General features: G+C 71.9%; 12 protein-coding genes. 6 read left to right on the top strand and 6 right to left on the bottom strand.

Annotation, left to right across the window (positions count from 1 at the left end; translation table 11 throughout):
• Positions 1-18: 18 nt before the first annotated feature.
• A complete protein-coding gene (locus tag RY076_RS00960) occupies positions 19-1080 on the bottom strand; it encodes an aldo/keto reductase (RefSeq protein WP_323095480.1) in 1062 nt (353 codons plus the stop codon).
• A 56-nt stretch (positions 1081-1136) separates the two neighbouring features.
• Between RY076_RS00960 and RY076_RS00955 the strand changes: the two genes are divergently transcribed.
• On the top strand, positions 1137-1532 hold the full coding sequence (locus RY076_RS00955) for a MerR family transcriptional regulator (protein ID WP_323095479.1): 396 nt from the start codon (positions 1137-1139) through the stop codon (positions 1530-1532).
• A gap of 118 nt (positions 1533-1650) precedes the next feature.
• Here RY076_RS00955 and RY076_RS00950 read toward each other — a convergent pair whose 3' ends face one another.
• The 3 genes from RY076_RS00950 to RY076_RS00940 all read right to left on the bottom strand — a co-directional run bounded on the left by RY076_RS00950 (position 1651) and on the right by RY076_RS00940 (position 7601).
• Complete coding sequence (locus RY076_RS00950; RefSeq protein ID WP_323095478.1) at positions 1651-5223, bottom strand: RICIN domain-containing protein; 3573 nt, start codon at positions 5221-5223, stop codon at positions 1651-1653.
• 576 nt (positions 5224-5799) lie between these two features.
• Entirely contained in the window at positions 5800-6933 is a 1134-nt protein-coding gene (locus tag RY076_RS00945; protein ID WP_323095477.1) for a hypothetical protein, read from the bottom strand.
• A gap of 116 nt (positions 6934-7049) precedes the next feature.
• Positions 7050-7601: an Rv0909 family putative TA system antitoxin gene (locus RY076_RS00940; RefSeq protein WP_323095476.1), complete on the bottom strand. Its 552-nt coding sequence runs from the start codon at positions 7599-7601 to the stop codon at positions 7050-7052.
• A 152-nt stretch (positions 7602-7753) separates the two neighbouring features.
• Between RY076_RS00940 and RY076_RS00935 the strand changes: the two genes are divergently transcribed.
• Complete coding sequence (locus RY076_RS00935; protein WP_323095474.1) at positions 7754-8272, top strand: peptidylprolyl isomerase; 519 nt, start codon at positions 7754-7756, stop codon at positions 8270-8272.
• A gap of 101 nt (positions 8273-8373) precedes the next feature.
• On the top strand, positions 8374-9279 hold the full coding sequence (locus RY076_RS00930) for a rhomboid family intramembrane serine protease (protein WP_323095472.1): 906 nt from the start codon (positions 8374-8376) through the stop codon (positions 9277-9279).
• A gap of 559 nt (positions 9280-9838) precedes the next feature.
• On the opposite strand, the gene RY076_RS00925 is transcribed toward RY076_RS00930, so the two are convergent.
• Positions 9839-10090, bottom strand: coding sequence for a cell division protein CrgA (locus RY076_RS00925; protein ID WP_076264151.1), 252 nt, complete (start codon positions 10088-10090; stop codon positions 9839-9841).
• A 192-nt stretch (positions 10091-10282) separates the two neighbouring features.
• Here RY076_RS00925 and RY076_RS00920 point away from each other — a divergent pair, with 192 nt between their 5' ends.
• The 3 genes from RY076_RS00920 to RY076_RS00910 all read left to right on the top strand — a co-directional run bounded on the left by RY076_RS00920 (position 10283) and on the right by RY076_RS00910 (position 12705).
• Positions 10283-11083 (top strand): helix-turn-helix transcriptional regulator, encoded by an 801-nt coding sequence (locus tag RY076_RS00920; RefSeq protein ID WP_323095469.1) that lies wholly within the window; start codon positions 10283-10285, stop codon positions 11081-11083.
• A gap of 127 nt (positions 11084-11210) precedes the next feature.
• Positions 11211-12020 carry a DUF881 domain-containing protein gene (locus RY076_RS00915; RefSeq protein ID WP_323095468.1) on the top strand — a complete coding sequence of 270 codons (810 nt, stop codon included), beginning with the start codon at positions 11211-11213 and terminating at the stop codon, positions 12018-12020.
• A 55-nt stretch (positions 12021-12075) separates the two neighbouring features.
• Positions 12076-12705 carry an aminodeoxychorismate/anthranilate synthase component II gene (locus tag RY076_RS00910; RefSeq protein WP_323095467.1) on the top strand — a complete coding sequence of 210 codons (630 nt, stop codon included), beginning with the start codon at positions 12076-12078 and terminating at the stop codon, positions 12703-12705.
• A gap of 99 nt (positions 12706-12804) precedes the next feature.
• Here RY076_RS00910 and pknB read toward each other — a convergent pair whose 3' ends face one another.
• Positions 12805-14646: a Stk1 family PASTA domain-containing Ser/Thr kinase gene (gene pknB / locus RY076_RS00905; RefSeq protein ID WP_323095466.1), complete on the bottom strand. Its 1842-nt coding sequence runs from the start codon at positions 14644-14646 to the stop codon at positions 12805-12807.
• Positions 14647-14694: the final 48 nt, after the last annotated feature.

Below are 14694 nucleotides of genomic sequence, written 5' to 3'. Positions count from 1 at the left end.
GCCACGCCGCCCGACGCGTCAGGCGGCGGAGCGCTCGCCGAGCGGGCGCCGGCGCAGGTCCGCGTCGGTGAGCGCGGGCGGCGTCCATGCGGTGTTGGCGCGGTACAGGTCGACGCCGGGCGCCACGATCTCGTCGATCCGGTCGAGCACGTCGTCGCCGAGGGTCAGCCCGGCGCCCGCGAGGAGGTCGTCGAGCTGTTCCGGCGTGCGGGGCCCGAGGATCACCGAGCTGACGGCCGGGTGCGCCACGACGAACGCGACCGCGAGCTGTGGCAGCGTGCAGCCGACCTCCTCGGACAGGGCGACGAGGGCTTCGACGGCGTCGTACTTCGCGGAGTTCTCGGGCAGTGACGGGTCGAAGCGCTCGGGGCGCAGACCGGCCCGGGCCGTGCCCGCAGCGGCCCCGGTGCCGCGGCGGTGCCGGCCGGTGAGGAACCCGAAGGCGAGCGGGCTCCACGTCAGCACGCCCATCCCGTGCGCCCGGGCGACGGGCAGCAGGGACCGCTCGATCCCGCGGGTCAGGAGCGAGTACGGCGGCTGCTCGGTGCGGAAGCGCATCAGGCCGCGCCGTTCGGCCACCCACTGCGCCTCGACGACCTGCTCCGGCGGGAAGCTCGAGGAGCCGAACGCGCGGATCTTGCCGGCTCGCACGAGGTCGGTCAGCACCGACAGCGTCTCCTCGACGTCGGTCGTCGGATCGGGGCGGTGCACCTGGTACAGGTCGATGTGCTCGACCTGGAGCCGCCGCAGGCTGTCCTCGACGGCCCGCGTCAGCCACCGCCGCGAGTTGCCGCCACGGTTGGGGCCTTCGGCGAGCGGGAAGTGCCCCTTCGTCGCGACCACGATGTCGTCGCGACGCGACCGCAGCGACCCGCCGAGGGCCTCGCCGAGGATCTCCTCGGACTCGCCGGCGGAGTACATGTCCGCGGTGTCGACGAGGTTGATGCCGGCGTCGAGGGCCCGCTCGAGCATCGCGTGGCACGCGGCGCGGTCGGGGTTGCCGACGGCACCGAACATCATGGTGCCGAGGGCGTACGGGCTGACGTGGACTCCGGTGCCGCCGAGCGGTCGATAGCGCATGCGGCAGACGCTAGGACCTAGACCGCGGTCTAGATCAAGGCACTACCGTGGCGAGCATGTCGGTCGACGAATCAGCCACGGCATCAGCTCTGCTCACGATCGGTGAGGTGGCCGAGCAGACGGGCCTGTCGGTCCACGCGCTGCGCTTCTACGAGCGGCAGGGCATCCTGATCGACCCGGTGCGCCGCACGTCGGGCGGCCAGCGCCTCTACAGCGAGGACGACCTCGTCTGGCTCCGCCTGTGCATGGTGCTCCGTGCGTCCGGGATGCCGGTCGAGGACATCCGCGTCTACACCGAGCTCGCGCGGGAGGGGGAGGGTACCGAGCGCGACCGCCTCGAGCTGCTCCGCGGCCACCAGGACCGGGTTCGCGCGCAGCTGCGCGAGCTCAAGCACTGCCTCGACATCATCACCTACAAGGTGCGCGTGTACGAGGACGTCGTCGGCGAGTAGCGCTGTCCCGCAGCCCAGTTCACGACGGCCACACGCGGAGGCCGGCCGCACACCGCGTGCGGTGTGCGGCCGGCCTCGACCGGTGCGGACCCGGGCAGGTGGCCCGGGCGGTGCAGCCCTAGTTGGCCGTGGCCGTCCAGCGCTGGGTCGCCGCGCCGGTGTCGGTCACCTGCACGACCTTGCCCGACGCGTCGACCGCGAGGGAGAGGCCGCTGTGCTTGGCCTTGAGCGTCAGCTGCGTACCCGACCTCGTGATGGTCCACTGCTGGTTCGTCGTGCCCGTGCAGGTGTACTGCCCCACGAGAGCGCCGGACGTCTGCGAGCTGTAGAAGACGTCCATGCACTGCCCGCTCTGGGCGTTCTTCACCTCGTAGGCGCCCGAGTCCTGCAGCGTGACGACCCACTTCTGCGAGGGCGACGAGCTGACCGGCGCCGTCCCGAGCTGTGCGGAGTCGGACCCCGGCGCCTCGAGGGCGAGCCCCGAGCCGACGTTGCCGATCGAGTACTGACCGTCCGCGACCGGCGGCGGCACGACCTCCTCGGTGCCGACGGTCATGGCGAAGACGTGGACCGCCGAGTTGGCCGGCAGGGTCACCGCAGCCACCTCCTTGGCCGGGTCGATCCGCACCGTCTTGGTGTAGAGGCGGTACGCGGTGGTCGGGTAGGCCGCGCCGCTCGGCGTGTTCTTGCCCATCGTCGTCACCGCGGTCTTCGCGCCGTACGTGTCGGTGGCGAGGCAGCACCAGTTCGGGAAGCCGACCGTCACCGCCGTGGACGAGCCGTCGGCGTAGTGCACCGTCGCCGCGCCACCGGCAGACCCGCTCGTACCCGTGCCGAGGAAGGCGAGGGCGTTGCCCTTGCCCGACACCTGGATCGTCTCACCGGCTGCCGCGACGTTGTCCTTCGTGCCGGGCTGCGACGACGGCCACGTGAAGTCGAACCCGTTGGCCGACACCGTCGCACCGGGCGAGACGCCTTGTGCCGCAAGCCGTTCGGCGATGTAGCTCGACCCTCCACCGTCGATGTCGCCCGGTGCGGGCGACGCCAGGGCCGTGACGCCGACGTTGCTGAACGCGCTCGCCAGCGAGGGGAACGCCAGCCGCGTCGTCGTCGCGTCGGACAGGGTGTGCGACACGTCGCGCACCGTGTACGCGGCCGACGCCGTGACCGGGTACGACCCGGGCCTGGCCCCGGTGGGCGGGGTCACCGCGAACCGCGCCGTGAACGACGCGCCGTCCTTGAGGTCGGTGGCCGTCGTCGGACCGGACGCCGTGGCCGACCAGCCGGCCGGCACGCCGACCGACGTCGCGGTCACCTGGACCGGCTTGCCCGTCGAGTTGGTGAACGTCGCCGACACCTCGCGACCCTCGCCCGGCACCGAGATGACCGGCGCCTTGACGTCGAGCGTCGCGTCGAGCTCGCCCGGCTGCGCGCCGCCGACCGCGCCGGCGCCGGTGAGGCGCACGGTGTGGGCCGACGTCGTGGGCACCGACCGCGTCTTGACGTGGACGACGCCGGTGGCGGCGTCGTAGAACCAGCCCTCGGGCGCCGCGTCGAGCGCCGCCTGCGAGGCCATCGCGCCCACCGACGCGTTGTCGACCGCGACTGCGGACGGTGCCGTGTTCGTGTGGACCGCCAGCCCGTAGCCGCGCGTGGTCGGCTTGCCGGCGTACGCGCCGTCGACCGAACCGAGCGTCACCGTGACCGGGCCCTTGCCCGCCACGGGCGCGGCGACATCGAACCGCTGGGTCGCGCTGCGGCCGGCGGCCCACTCCTGCGAGCGGCCGTCGTCCTCGTAGCTGGTGAACGTCGAGGCCCCCGAGGGGTAGACGTCGAGGTCGAGACGGCCCGAGGCCTTGCCCGCCGACCAGTCGAGGGTGCCCTCCGGGAACTGCGGCACGACGGCGCCGGCCCGGACGAAGAGCGGCAGCCGGTCGAGCGGCGCCTTGTAGCCGTTCAGCGTCTGCTTGCCGGAGTAGAGCCGCCCGGTCCAGTAGTCGACCCACGTGCCCTCGGGCAGGTAGATGCCGTCGCGCACCATCGTGTCGGAGTAGACCGGAGCGACGAGGAAGTCATCACCGGCGAGGAACTCGTACTTCGCCTGGTCACCCCACGTCGCAGGGTCGTCCGGGTAGTTGACGTAGAGCGGACGCGTCGGGCCGAGGCCGTTCTTCGACCCGTTCACCGTGTGCGTGTAGAGGTAGGGCAGCAGTCGCTCGTGCAGCTGGAGGTAGCTGCGGTTGATCGAGGTGTACGGCTCGCCGTAGCGGTAGGGCTGCTTGTCCTTGGCCGCCCAGCCGCTCATCGCGTACGTCATCGGCAGGAACATCTTCCATTGGAGGTCACGGGTGTACGTGTCGGCGCTGCCGCCGAAGATGCCGTCGATGTCGCCCGTCGTGACCGGCTGGCCCGAGAGCGTCGATCCGGCGTAGGTCGGGATCTGCCACTTGATGTAGTCCCACGACCCCGACTGGTCGCCGCTCCACATGGCGCCGCAGCGCTGGGTGCCGGCCCAGCCCTCGATCGTCAGGACGGTCGCGCGGTCGGCGCTGTTGGACTCGATGCCGTCGCGGGCCTTCTCGCAGGCGTCGAGTGCGAAGCGGTAGCCGGGGCCGACCCAGGCGACGTCGGTCTTGCGGACGCGGACGCCGGCGGCGACCTCGGACGGCTGGCTCGTCAGGTCGGCCTGGGTCCACAGGCCGAGCTCGGAGCCGTGGCCCTGGAGCATCTGGTGGGTCTCGGGCAGCTGCTCGTAGCCGCAGCCGTACCCGTCGTTGACGAGCATCCAGCCGAGCGGCATGTCGGCGGCGGTGTAGCCGTCGGCGACGGTCGTCGAGTCCCGCAGGGTGCGGCGCTCGCCGCGGTTGGCGTTGTGCAGGTAGCAGTCGGCGTCACCGACCTCGAGGGCGTACATCGGCAGCATGAGCGGACGCCCGGTGAGGCGCGTGTACCCGTCGAGGACCTGACGCGTGTCGCCCACGAAGTAGTACGCGTCGAAGCGCTGCTCCTGGTGGGTCGTGCGCACCGGGGCGTGGAAGTCGTACGTGCCCGCGGCGAAGGTGTCGCGCAGGACGCCGTAGCCGGCGCTCGAGAGGTAGAAGGGGGCGGCATTCGGGTTGCCGCCGTCGTCCCAGTTGTAGTCGCGGCTGATCGTGATCGAGGTGTCGCGGTGGCTGAAGCGGCCGTTCTGCATGCCGCCGCCGAAGAACTGCTCCTGGGCCCCCTGGGCGAGCGTCTGGGTCGTGCCGGCGCTGCTCCAGGCGAGCGGCGCCGTCTCGCGCCAGAGGTCGCGGCCCGACGCGTCCTGCAGGCGCATCGTCAGCGGGTGCTTGTTCACGGTGAGCCGGGCCTTGGCGGTGCTGACGACGTACGCGTCGGCCGACTCGGCGACGCTCGAGCTGCCCGCGACGCGGTGCCGCCCGACGACGATGTCGGCGTCGGGCGCCGACGGGTCGGCCGGGTCCTCGTTGGCCGGGTCGGTGAACGTGCCGTCGGGTGCCAGCTGCACCCGGACGAGCGAGGCGTCGTCGACCTCGACGCGCACCTTCGCGGCACCCGAGGCGAAGGTGTAGGTGTCGCCGCTGCGGCTGAAGCCGGTGACGTCACCCAGGTGTCCGTCGGCCGCGGCCGCGGGGGCGGCTTGGGCGACGAGTCCCGAGAGGGCGACCGCACCGATCCCGGCAGCGGCCACCCATCGTTGGACTGTGTGTCTGAAACTGCGCATTACAGCATCCTTTCGATCACAATCAGTCACGCTCTTGGTGAGGACCGTAGGGGCTCGCCTCGTGAGCGTCAACAGATCGGGGCGAAAGGGGCGCATCGGCCAGGACATCCGGACGGGACGTCGGAGGGGTCGGCGGCGGTCACGGCAGGGCGTCGCCGAGGCCACGTGGAATCCACAGTGCGTTCCTCTGGCGCGCCGGGCCCACTGGTGCCATGCTCGGTGGAGCAGCAGTTCTCCGGGTCGTCGGCCACCACGTCGGCGAGGCGGAGGCTCGGGCGAAATGGCGTGGAAAGGGCGGACTCGATCTCGAGGACGTAATAGAAACTTCACCCAACCCCTCGCGCAGGCCCCCGGTCCGGGGTTAGACTGGGAGCAGCGAAGGGTTGGGCCCGCACGAACCGCGCCCAGCCCTTCTGCATGTGCTGGCTCGCACTGTCCCCCTGTCGGTGCGAGCCAGCTCATGCAGAGAAGGACCCGGATGCCGATGGCATCCGGGTCCTTCTCTTTGGGGCCGCCCGTGCTGGAGGTCCCTGGCGTCGGTGCTCAGCCCTTGCCGGTCTCCTCCTTGGAGCTGCGCGGGCGTGACGAGCCACGCGGCGAGGCTTTCGTCGAGGCGCCGTTGACCGCGCCGCCCTCGAGTGCGTCGTCGCTGATGGCATCGGCGCCGGGAGCCTGCTCGGCCTCGGTCACCTGGCCCTCGGCAGCGGAGGTGCCGCTCAGCGGGTCGGCCGCGCCGGTGGCGGCGGCGTCCGTGGCGGCGTCGGCGGCCTCGTCGGAGCGGTCCTTGGCATCGGCGATGGCGGCCTGGCCCTTGGCGGCGAGGTCACCGGCCTTGTCCTTGGCGGCGTCGGCGAGCTCGGAGCCCTTCTCCTTGGCCTTCGAGGCCGCGTCGGAGACGGCCTCCTTGGCGTGCTCGACCTGGGTGCTCGCCTTGTCCTTGAACGAGGTGCCCGGCGTGCCGGCGCTCGTGTCGAGGGGCGTGGCCCACGGGTCGTCGGCCTGCTTCTGCTTGCGGTAGGCGGCGACCGCGGCGACGCCGGCGGCCGTGAGGCCGATGACGATGAGCCACTTGCCCTTGCCGCCCCGCTTCTTCGCCACGGCGTCGCCCTTGAGCACCGAGTACGCGTCGTGGGCCCGGTGCCCACCGACGGTCGCCGCCTCGCGGGCCTGCGCCGCGGCCGACTCGAGGTGCGGAGCCGCTGACTCGCGGGCCTGCTCGGCGCCGGCGGCGAGGGCCGCGGCGGCGGTGGCGATCGCCGCGCCGACCTTCGGCAGCACGGTGTCGACGAGCGTGTCCTGGGCGTGCTCGATCTTCGGCCGGGCCCGTTCGGTGGCTTCGTGGATGGCCTCGCCGGCGACGTCACGGGCCGTGGCCGCGGCGTCGACGAGCCGCTCCCGGGCGGCCTCGGCGGCGTCCTGGACCGCGGGTGTCGCGGCCTCACGGGCGGCCTCGAGCTGCTTGCGGGCCGCGGTCGAGGCCTCGGCCGCCTGCTGACGCGCCACCTGCGACGCGTGCTCGGCCTGCTTGCGGGCGGCCTTCGACGCCTGGGCGGCCGCATCGGCGGCACTGTCCCTGACGGTGTCGAACTGGTCGCCGGCCGCCGACCCGAGGTCGACGGCGGCAGAGCGGGCCTGGTCGACCGCGGCCTCGGCGCGGGACTGCTTGGTGCGGAACATGCGTCCTCCTAAGTCCTGTCGTCCTTACCCATCCTGCCAACATCGGGCACGAGCCGCACCCGCCCCGCAGAACCGGGGCCAGGAGGGTCGGGACGGGTCGGTTGGTGTGTCCCGGTTCAGCCCGCGGAACCGGCCGGACGCGTCGGGTCGGCGTCGGGGTCGGCGTCGGTGGACGCGTGGGTGGACGCGTCGGTGGGCGGCTCGACCGGTGCCGCGGTGTCGAGGCCGAGGACGGTGTCCTCGAGCGTCGAGTCGGCGACGGCCTCGTGGGTGGGCGTCGGCACGTCGGCCACGGCCGGGCCCGGCACGTCGGGAGCCGGCGCACCAGGGTCGGCGGGGAACGGGCCGGTGTCGGTGGCCCCGGCGGCCGCGGCCGCACCGGTGGCGCCCGCCGCGGACCCGCCCTCCGCGACCTTCTCGATGCCCTTGTCGACGCCGGCGCGCACCTTGGCCACCGTGTCGGCGTACTTGCCGTGGGTCTTCTCGTCGATCGTGCTGCTCGCGGCGTCGATGTAGCCGTCGATCTTCTCGCGGTTCTCGGTGGTGAACTCACCGGCCTTCTGCTGGGCCTGCTTCGCCGCCTGCGTCGCGGCCTCCTGCAGCTGCCGTGCCTTGGTCTCGAGGTCGAGCTCCTCGGCCTTCTGCTTCAGCTTGTCCAGGAACGACATCGCTGCACCGCCCTTCGTCTCGTGTCTTCTTGGCCAACGGTGGGTCCGGCACCGGCGTTCCCCGTCCGTGCGGGCCACGTACCCCGAGGGCACAGCAGTCGCACGGTCGCCACACAGCGGACGGGCTGACGCGTCGTGCGAGGATTGGGCCCATGAAGGCAACCCTGCACACGAACCACGGCGACATCGTCGTCGACCTCTTCGAGCACCAGGCCCCGAAGACGGTGGAGAACTTCGTCGGCCTCGCCAAGGGCGAGAAGGAGTACAAGGACGAGGCGGGCCGCACCAACCCGACGCCGTTCTACGACGGCCTGATCTTCCACCGCATCATCCCGAACTTCATGATCCAGGGCGGCTGCCCGCTCGGTCAGGGCTTCGGTGGCCCGGGCTTCACGTTCGACGACGAGATCAGCCCCGACAAGGACTTCACCAAGCCGTACGTGCTCGCCATGGCCAACGCCGGCAAGCGCATGGGCAAGGGCACCAATGGCTCGCAGTTCTTCATCACCACGGCGGCCACCACGTGGCTCCAGGGCAAGCACACGATCTTCGGTGAGGTCGCCGACCAGTCCTCGCGCGACGTCGTCGACAAGATCGGCGCCGTCGCCACCGGCCCGAACGACAAGCCGGTCGAGGACGTCGTCATCAACTCGGTGACGATCGAGGCCTGAGCGCCTCGCTCCACCAGCTCAACCCGTACGCACGGACGAGACCGGCAGGGGGAATCCCGTTGTCCGACAACCCGACCGCTCCACCCCCCGCTGAGCCGGGGGTGCCGCAGCCTGCTGCCGGTCCGTCCGTGTGCCCGCGCCACCCCGACCGGGAGGCGTACGTGCGCTGCCAGCGCTGCGGACGCCCCGCGTGCCCCGAGTGCCAGCGGCCCGCGGCCGTCGGCATCCAGTGCGTCGACTGCGTCCGCGAGGCGTCGCGCGCCATGCCCGGCGCGCGCACCGTCTTCGGCGGCCGTGCCACCGCCGGCACCCCCGTCGTCACCTACACGATCATCGCGATCTGCGCCGTCGTCTACCTGTTCCAGCGCGCCTACGCGCCCCTGACCGGCCAGTTCGCGTTCCTGCCGGCGCTCGGCTGGACCGAGCCGTACCGCTTCGTCACGGCGGCCTTCCTCCACTCGCCGGACACGATCTTCCACATCCTGCTCAACATGTTCGCGCTGTGGAGCCTCGGGCAGTACCTCGAGCCGCTGCTCGGCCGGGCCCGCTTCGCCGCGCTCTACCTCATCAGCGGCATCGGTGGTCAGGTCGGCGTCGTCCTGCTGGCCGGGTCCCCCACGATCTCCGGGCTGAACGCCGGCCAGGATGTCGGGTGGCTGACCCCGGTCGTCGGAGCGTCCGGAGCGATCTTCGGCCTCTTCGGCGCCCTCCTCGTGCTCAACCGGCACCTCGGCCGCTCGTCGGCCTTCATGTACGCGACGATCGCCATCAACGCCGCCTTCGGCTTCATCTACCCCGGCATCGCCTGGCAGGCCCACCTCGGCGGCCTCGTGACCGGCCTCGCCTGCGCCGCCGTCATCATCGCGTTCCGACGCCAGGGCATTCGCCACCTCGTCTGGCTGGGCCTCGGCGCGGTCCTCGCCGTCGTGGTCGCCGCAGCGGTGCTCAAGTACCTCTCGCTGCCGGAGGCCGTCCGGTTGATCGACTCGAGCGCCTTCGGCCGCTGACCCCTCCAGCGGGTGTGCGGGTACGTACCCGGCGTGAACCGGCCGCTCGGATGGTCGCCCTGCCCTCCCGGCGGGCACCGATGGGCTTCCCACGGTTGTCCACGGCTGTCCACCGTTCTCCCCCGGTTGTCCACGGCCCGGGTCGGCCGGTTCTCCACAGCTCCGGGCCCTCGTCATCGCGCCGGAGCGCGGGCGAGGCCGGACCGCGTCTCGTCGACGGTCTTGCACACAGGATCCACACCCTGTGGACAACGGGTTCCACACGCCGGCTGAGCACGGGTTCCACAGGTATCCCCACCTCGAGTTGTCCACCGGTGTGGATAACCCTGTGGATGTAGTTACACACGTGTCATTCATCCCCAGCTGGGGACAACCATGTGGAAAAGATGTCAACACCGTGTGGGGAGATGTGGACGAGGGGGCCACCGCGGCCACTCGACGCTCCGCTCGGCCCGGTGGACGACGAACGGCCCGCCCCCGGATCGGGGACGGCCCGCCCCCGGATCGGGGACGGGCCGTGAGCGGTCCGGGCGCGGCGGGCGGCCGCGGCACGAGGAGGTCAGCGCCAGCGCATCGTCATGATGAAGCCGGCCATGAGCAGGACGAAGCCCACGCCGAGGTTCCAGACGCCGATCGAGCCGATCGGGTACTTGTACTCGGTCACGTAGTAGACGACGATCCACAGCAGCCCGACGACGAGCAGCGTGATGAAGACCGGGGCCCACCACGTCGGGTTGGGCTCGGCCGCCTTGCTCTTCTGCGGCGGGGTGTAGGCGGTGGCCTTGTGGTCGCGGCCTCTGGACTCGGGCACTTGCTCTCTCCTTGCGTCGTGTGCGGCCCAGCGTAGTGCGTGCGGCCGTGAACGCACCCTCCTCGAGCCACGTCCGCTCCCGGGCGCGGCCTCGCGGGCGCGCCACGCCTCGCCCCGTTGCACAATGGCCCTTCCGGCGCCCGGCACGACCGACCCGGCCGTGACCCGTCGCCGCCGACGACAGGGGATCCCATGACACCGGACGAGAGCCCGGGTGACGACGCAGCGCAGCCGATGCGACCGCCCCCGCTCGACGCGTCGGTCGCGCCGGGGCTCCGTGCGCTGGTCCGCGACGGCCGCGCCCTCGAGGAGCAGACCGCCGAGCTCGCGCACGACATCATGTTCGACGGGCTGCGCCCCTCCGGCTTCCGGATGATCGGCGCAGGCGTCGACCAGATCGCCCAGGGCCTGGCCGCCATCGAGCCGCGCACGCGTCGCACCGTCGAGTCGGTCCAGCCGACCTCGATGTTCAACCCGAACGACCGCACCCAGACCCTCGACGAGGCCTCGGTCTCGAGGGGCGTCACGATGCGGCTCGTCGGGTCCGAGCGCGCCTTCGCCATGAACCCGATGCTCGTCGCGGTGCACCCGCAGGCCCGGGTCGGACCGACCGTGGCGCGCTTCATCCTCATCGACCGCAGCGCGGCCGTCGTCGGTGGACCGCCCGACCCCCGCGGCTTCCCGACCGCCTGGCTCGCCACCCGCGAGGACATGGTGCACCGGGTTCGCGACCTCTGGGAGCGCACGTGGGCCCGGGCCACCCCCGTCGTGCCGCCGGGTGAGCAGCCGCCGTTCTCCCGCCGCCAGTACGAGGTGGCCCGGCGTCTCGCGCTCGGCGCCAAGGACCAGGCCATCGCGCGCGAGCTCGGGGTGTCGGTGCGCACCGTGGCCACCGACATCGCCGCTCTCGTCGCCGCGCTCGGCGCCCGCAACCGCGTCGAGGTCGTCCTCATCCTGCGTGGCGGACGCGGTGACTCGGCCCCGGCGACGTGACGGGCGGCTGGTCGTGAGCCGTGTGTGAGCCGTGTGTGAGCGGGCGTGAGCCGGTCGTGAAGCACGGGAGAGTCAGGGCAGAATGGCGGTGGGGCGCGGAACGGCCGCGCCCGTGGAGGACGCAGGCATGACGGACGAGCCGCAGGCCGAGGAGCCGCAGGCGCACGAGCCCGCCACCGACGGTGGGCCGGACGCCGCTGCCCCCGAGCCGCGTCGCCGTCCGCGCCTCACGTGGCGGGCGCTCGTGCCGGTCATCACCGCCGTCGCCGGCATCATGTTCTCGATGAGCTTCGTGGCCGCGCAGGGCCAGGACCTCCGCGCCGACCGCGACCTGCCGCAGCTCATCATGGACGGCGACTCGCGCGTCGCCGACAAGGCCGCCCAGCTCGACACCCTCCAGAAGGAGGTCGACGCGCTGTCGAAGGCCAACGCGCCCTACGACAAGCGGCTCTCGACCCTGGCCGCCAAGGGCGACGCGCTCGCCGACGCCGCCGCCGACACCAAGGTCTCCGGGCCGGCCGTCGAGGTGACCCTCGACGACGCGCACCGCAGCGCCGACTCGCTGCCCGAGGGCTTCACCGCCGACGACATCGTCGTGCACCAGCAGGACGTCCAGGGTGTCGTCAACGCGCTGTGGCAGTCCGGTGCCGAGGCGATGATGATCCAGGACCAGCGCATCATCTCCACGAGCGCGGTCCGGTGCGTCGGCAACACCCTGATCCTGCAGGGGCGGGTCTACTCGCCGCCCTACCGCATCAAGGCGATCGGCGACGTCCAGTCGCTGCAGCTCGGCCTCGACAACGACCAGACCGTGCAGATCTACAAGCAGTACGTCGACGCCGTGGGTCTCGGCTACGGGGTGCAGACCCACTCCGCCCTGGAGTTCCCGGCATACTCGGGCACGGTCGACCTCCAGTACGCGGCCCCGATCCGCTGACCGGCCACCCGCCCGAGACCCCGACCACCCGACCCGCAGCACCCGTGAGGCCCGCATGACCCGCATCCTCGTCGTCGACAACTACGACAGCTTCGTCTACACGATCGTCGGCTATCTCGAGCAGCTCGGCGCCGAGTGCGTCGTCGTGCGCAACGACGCCGTCGGGGTCGGAGCGGTCGCCGAGTACGACGGCGTCCTCGTCTCGCCCGGCCCGGGAACGCCGGAGGCCGCGGGGGTCTCGATGGAGGTCATCCGCGAGTGCGCGCGCCTCGGCACCCCGATGTTCGGCGTCTGCCTCGGCCACCAGGCGCTCGGCGTGGTCGCCGGCGCGACCGTCGACCGGGCCCCCGAGCTGCTCCACGGCAAGACCTCCCTCGTGCACCACGACGGCACCGGCGTCCTCGAGGGCCTGCCGTCGCCGTTCACCGCGACGCGCTACCACTCGCTGACCATCGACCCGGCGACGCTCCCCGACGAGCTGCTCGCCACGGGCCACACCGACTCCGGTGTCGTCATGGCGGTCCGTCACCGCGACCTGCCCCTGCACGGGGTCCAGTTCCACCCGGAGAGCGTCCTCACGGAGGGCGGGCACCGGATGCTCGCCAACTTCCTCGCCATGTGCGGCGACACCGGGGCGGTGGCCCGGTCCGCGGGCCTGAGCCCGCTCGTCACGGCCGCGGTCTGAGCACAGCCGAGCCCCCACAGCACGAGAAAGTGCCCACTCGACGGGGTAGATACGTCGAGTGGGCACTTTGTCCCGGTGCGGGGTGGCCGGGGGCCGGCGTCAGGGCAGGATCGGCGGCGGTGACGTCGTGTCGGTCGCGGTGGCCGTGTCGGTCGGCGTCGGCGTGACCGTGACGGTCGACGGGGTCGGCGTCGGGGTCTTGGCGACCTTGACCGTGATCGTCGACCCGGCCTTGACGACGTTGCCGGCGTTCTCGACGTCGAGCACCTGGTCGGCCGGCTTGTCGGAGTCGACCGGCTCCTTCTTGGGGTTGAGGCCCGCGTTCTGCAGCGAGATGACGGCCTGCGTCCAGTCCTTGCCGACGAGGTCGTCGGGCACCTTCACGTTGCCGGTGGCGTAGAAGATCGTGACGTCCGAGCCGGCCGCGACGGTCGAGTTGGCCGACGGGTCGGTCTTGGTCACCTTGTTCTTGTCCTGGTCGGGCGTGTTCTCCTGGACGAACTTGACGACCTTGAAGCCCTGCTTCTCCAGCTCGGTACGCGCGTCGTCCTTGTTCATCCCCGTGACGTCGGGCATCTGCACGCTGTCCGGGCCGGTCGAGACGACGAACCGGATGACCGACTGCTCCGCGACCTGCCCGCCGGGCTTGGGGTCCTGGCTGATGACGCTGTCCTTGGGCACGGTCGTGCTCGGGGCCTGGGACTTCTCCCCGCGCAGGTTGTTCGCCGCGAGCGTCTGGGTGGCCTGCGCCTCCTGCATGTTGACGATCGAGGGCACCGCGACCATCTTGACGTCGGGCGTCTGGTTGCCGAACCACGTCACCGCGAGCCAGCCGATGAGGCCGAGCAGCACGAGCGCGAGGACGGTGACGAGCGCGGCCCGGCCCTTGTGGCCGGTGCGCTCCTCGTCCTCGTCGTGCCCGACGGCCGGCAGCCCGGCCGTGTTGCCGTACTGGGACCGACGCGTCACCGGCTGCACCGCCGTGGGCGCGCCCGCCGACGCGTAGGACGCCGGGAGCGTCTGGGTCGCCGCGGCGCCGACCGCAGCGCCGGTGCCGAGGGCGGCGGCGCTGATCGGACGCCCGAGCCGGACGTTCTCGAGGTCGACACGGAACGCGGTGGCGTCCTGGTAGCGGGCGTCGCGGTCCTTCTCCAGCGCGTGGAGGGTGACGGCGTCGAGGTCGCCGCCGACGGCGTCGTTCCAGACGCTCGGCGGCTGCGGCAGCTCCCCGACGTGCTGGTAGGCGATCGCCACCGGCGAGTCGCCGGTGAACGGCGGACGGCCGGTGAGCAGCTCGAAGAGCATGCAGCCGGTCGAGTAGAGGTCGGAGCGGGCATCGACGGTCTGGCCCTGGGCCTGCTCGGGTGACAGGTACTGCGCCGTGCCGACGACCGACTGGGTCTGGGTCATCGTCGCGGCGGTGTCGGCGATCGCGCGGGCGATGCCGAAGTCCATGACCTTGACCGTGCCGTCGTCGGTGATCATGACGTTGGCCGGCTTGATGTCGCGGTGGACGATGCCCATGCGGTGGCTGTAGGCCAGCGCGTCGAGGACGCCCTCGGTGACCCGGATCGCCTCGGCGGGGTCGAGCTGCTGGTGCTCGGTCAGCTTCTGCCGCAGCGTCAGGCCGTCGACGTGCTCCATCACCATGTACGGCAGGTGCGTCCGCGTGCCGTTCGGGCCGTCGATGAACGCGTCGTCCTCGCCGGAGTCGAAGATCGCGACGATCGAGGGGTGGTTGAGGCCGGCGGCCGACTGCGCCTCGCGGCGGAAGCGCATGAGGAAGTTCTGGTCGCGCGCGAGGTCCGAGCGCAGCATCTTGATGGCGACGGTGCGCCCGAGACGGGTGTCGTGGCCGATGTGGACGTCGGCCATCCCGCCACGGCCGATGAGCTCGCCCACCTCGTAGCGTCCGCCGAGGATCCGGGGGGAAGTGGTCACGTCGCTCGCCCTCGCTCGGTCGGGTGCTGCCTCATCGAATGCTCGGTC

The sequence above is a fragment of the Intrasporangium zincisolvens genome (assembly GCF_034724055.1).
Taxonomy (GTDB): domain Bacteria; phylum Actinomycetota; class Actinomycetes; order Actinomycetales; family Dermatophilaceae; genus Monashia; species Monashia zincisolvens.
This window is presented reverse-complemented; position numbering and strand designations above follow the sequence as displayed.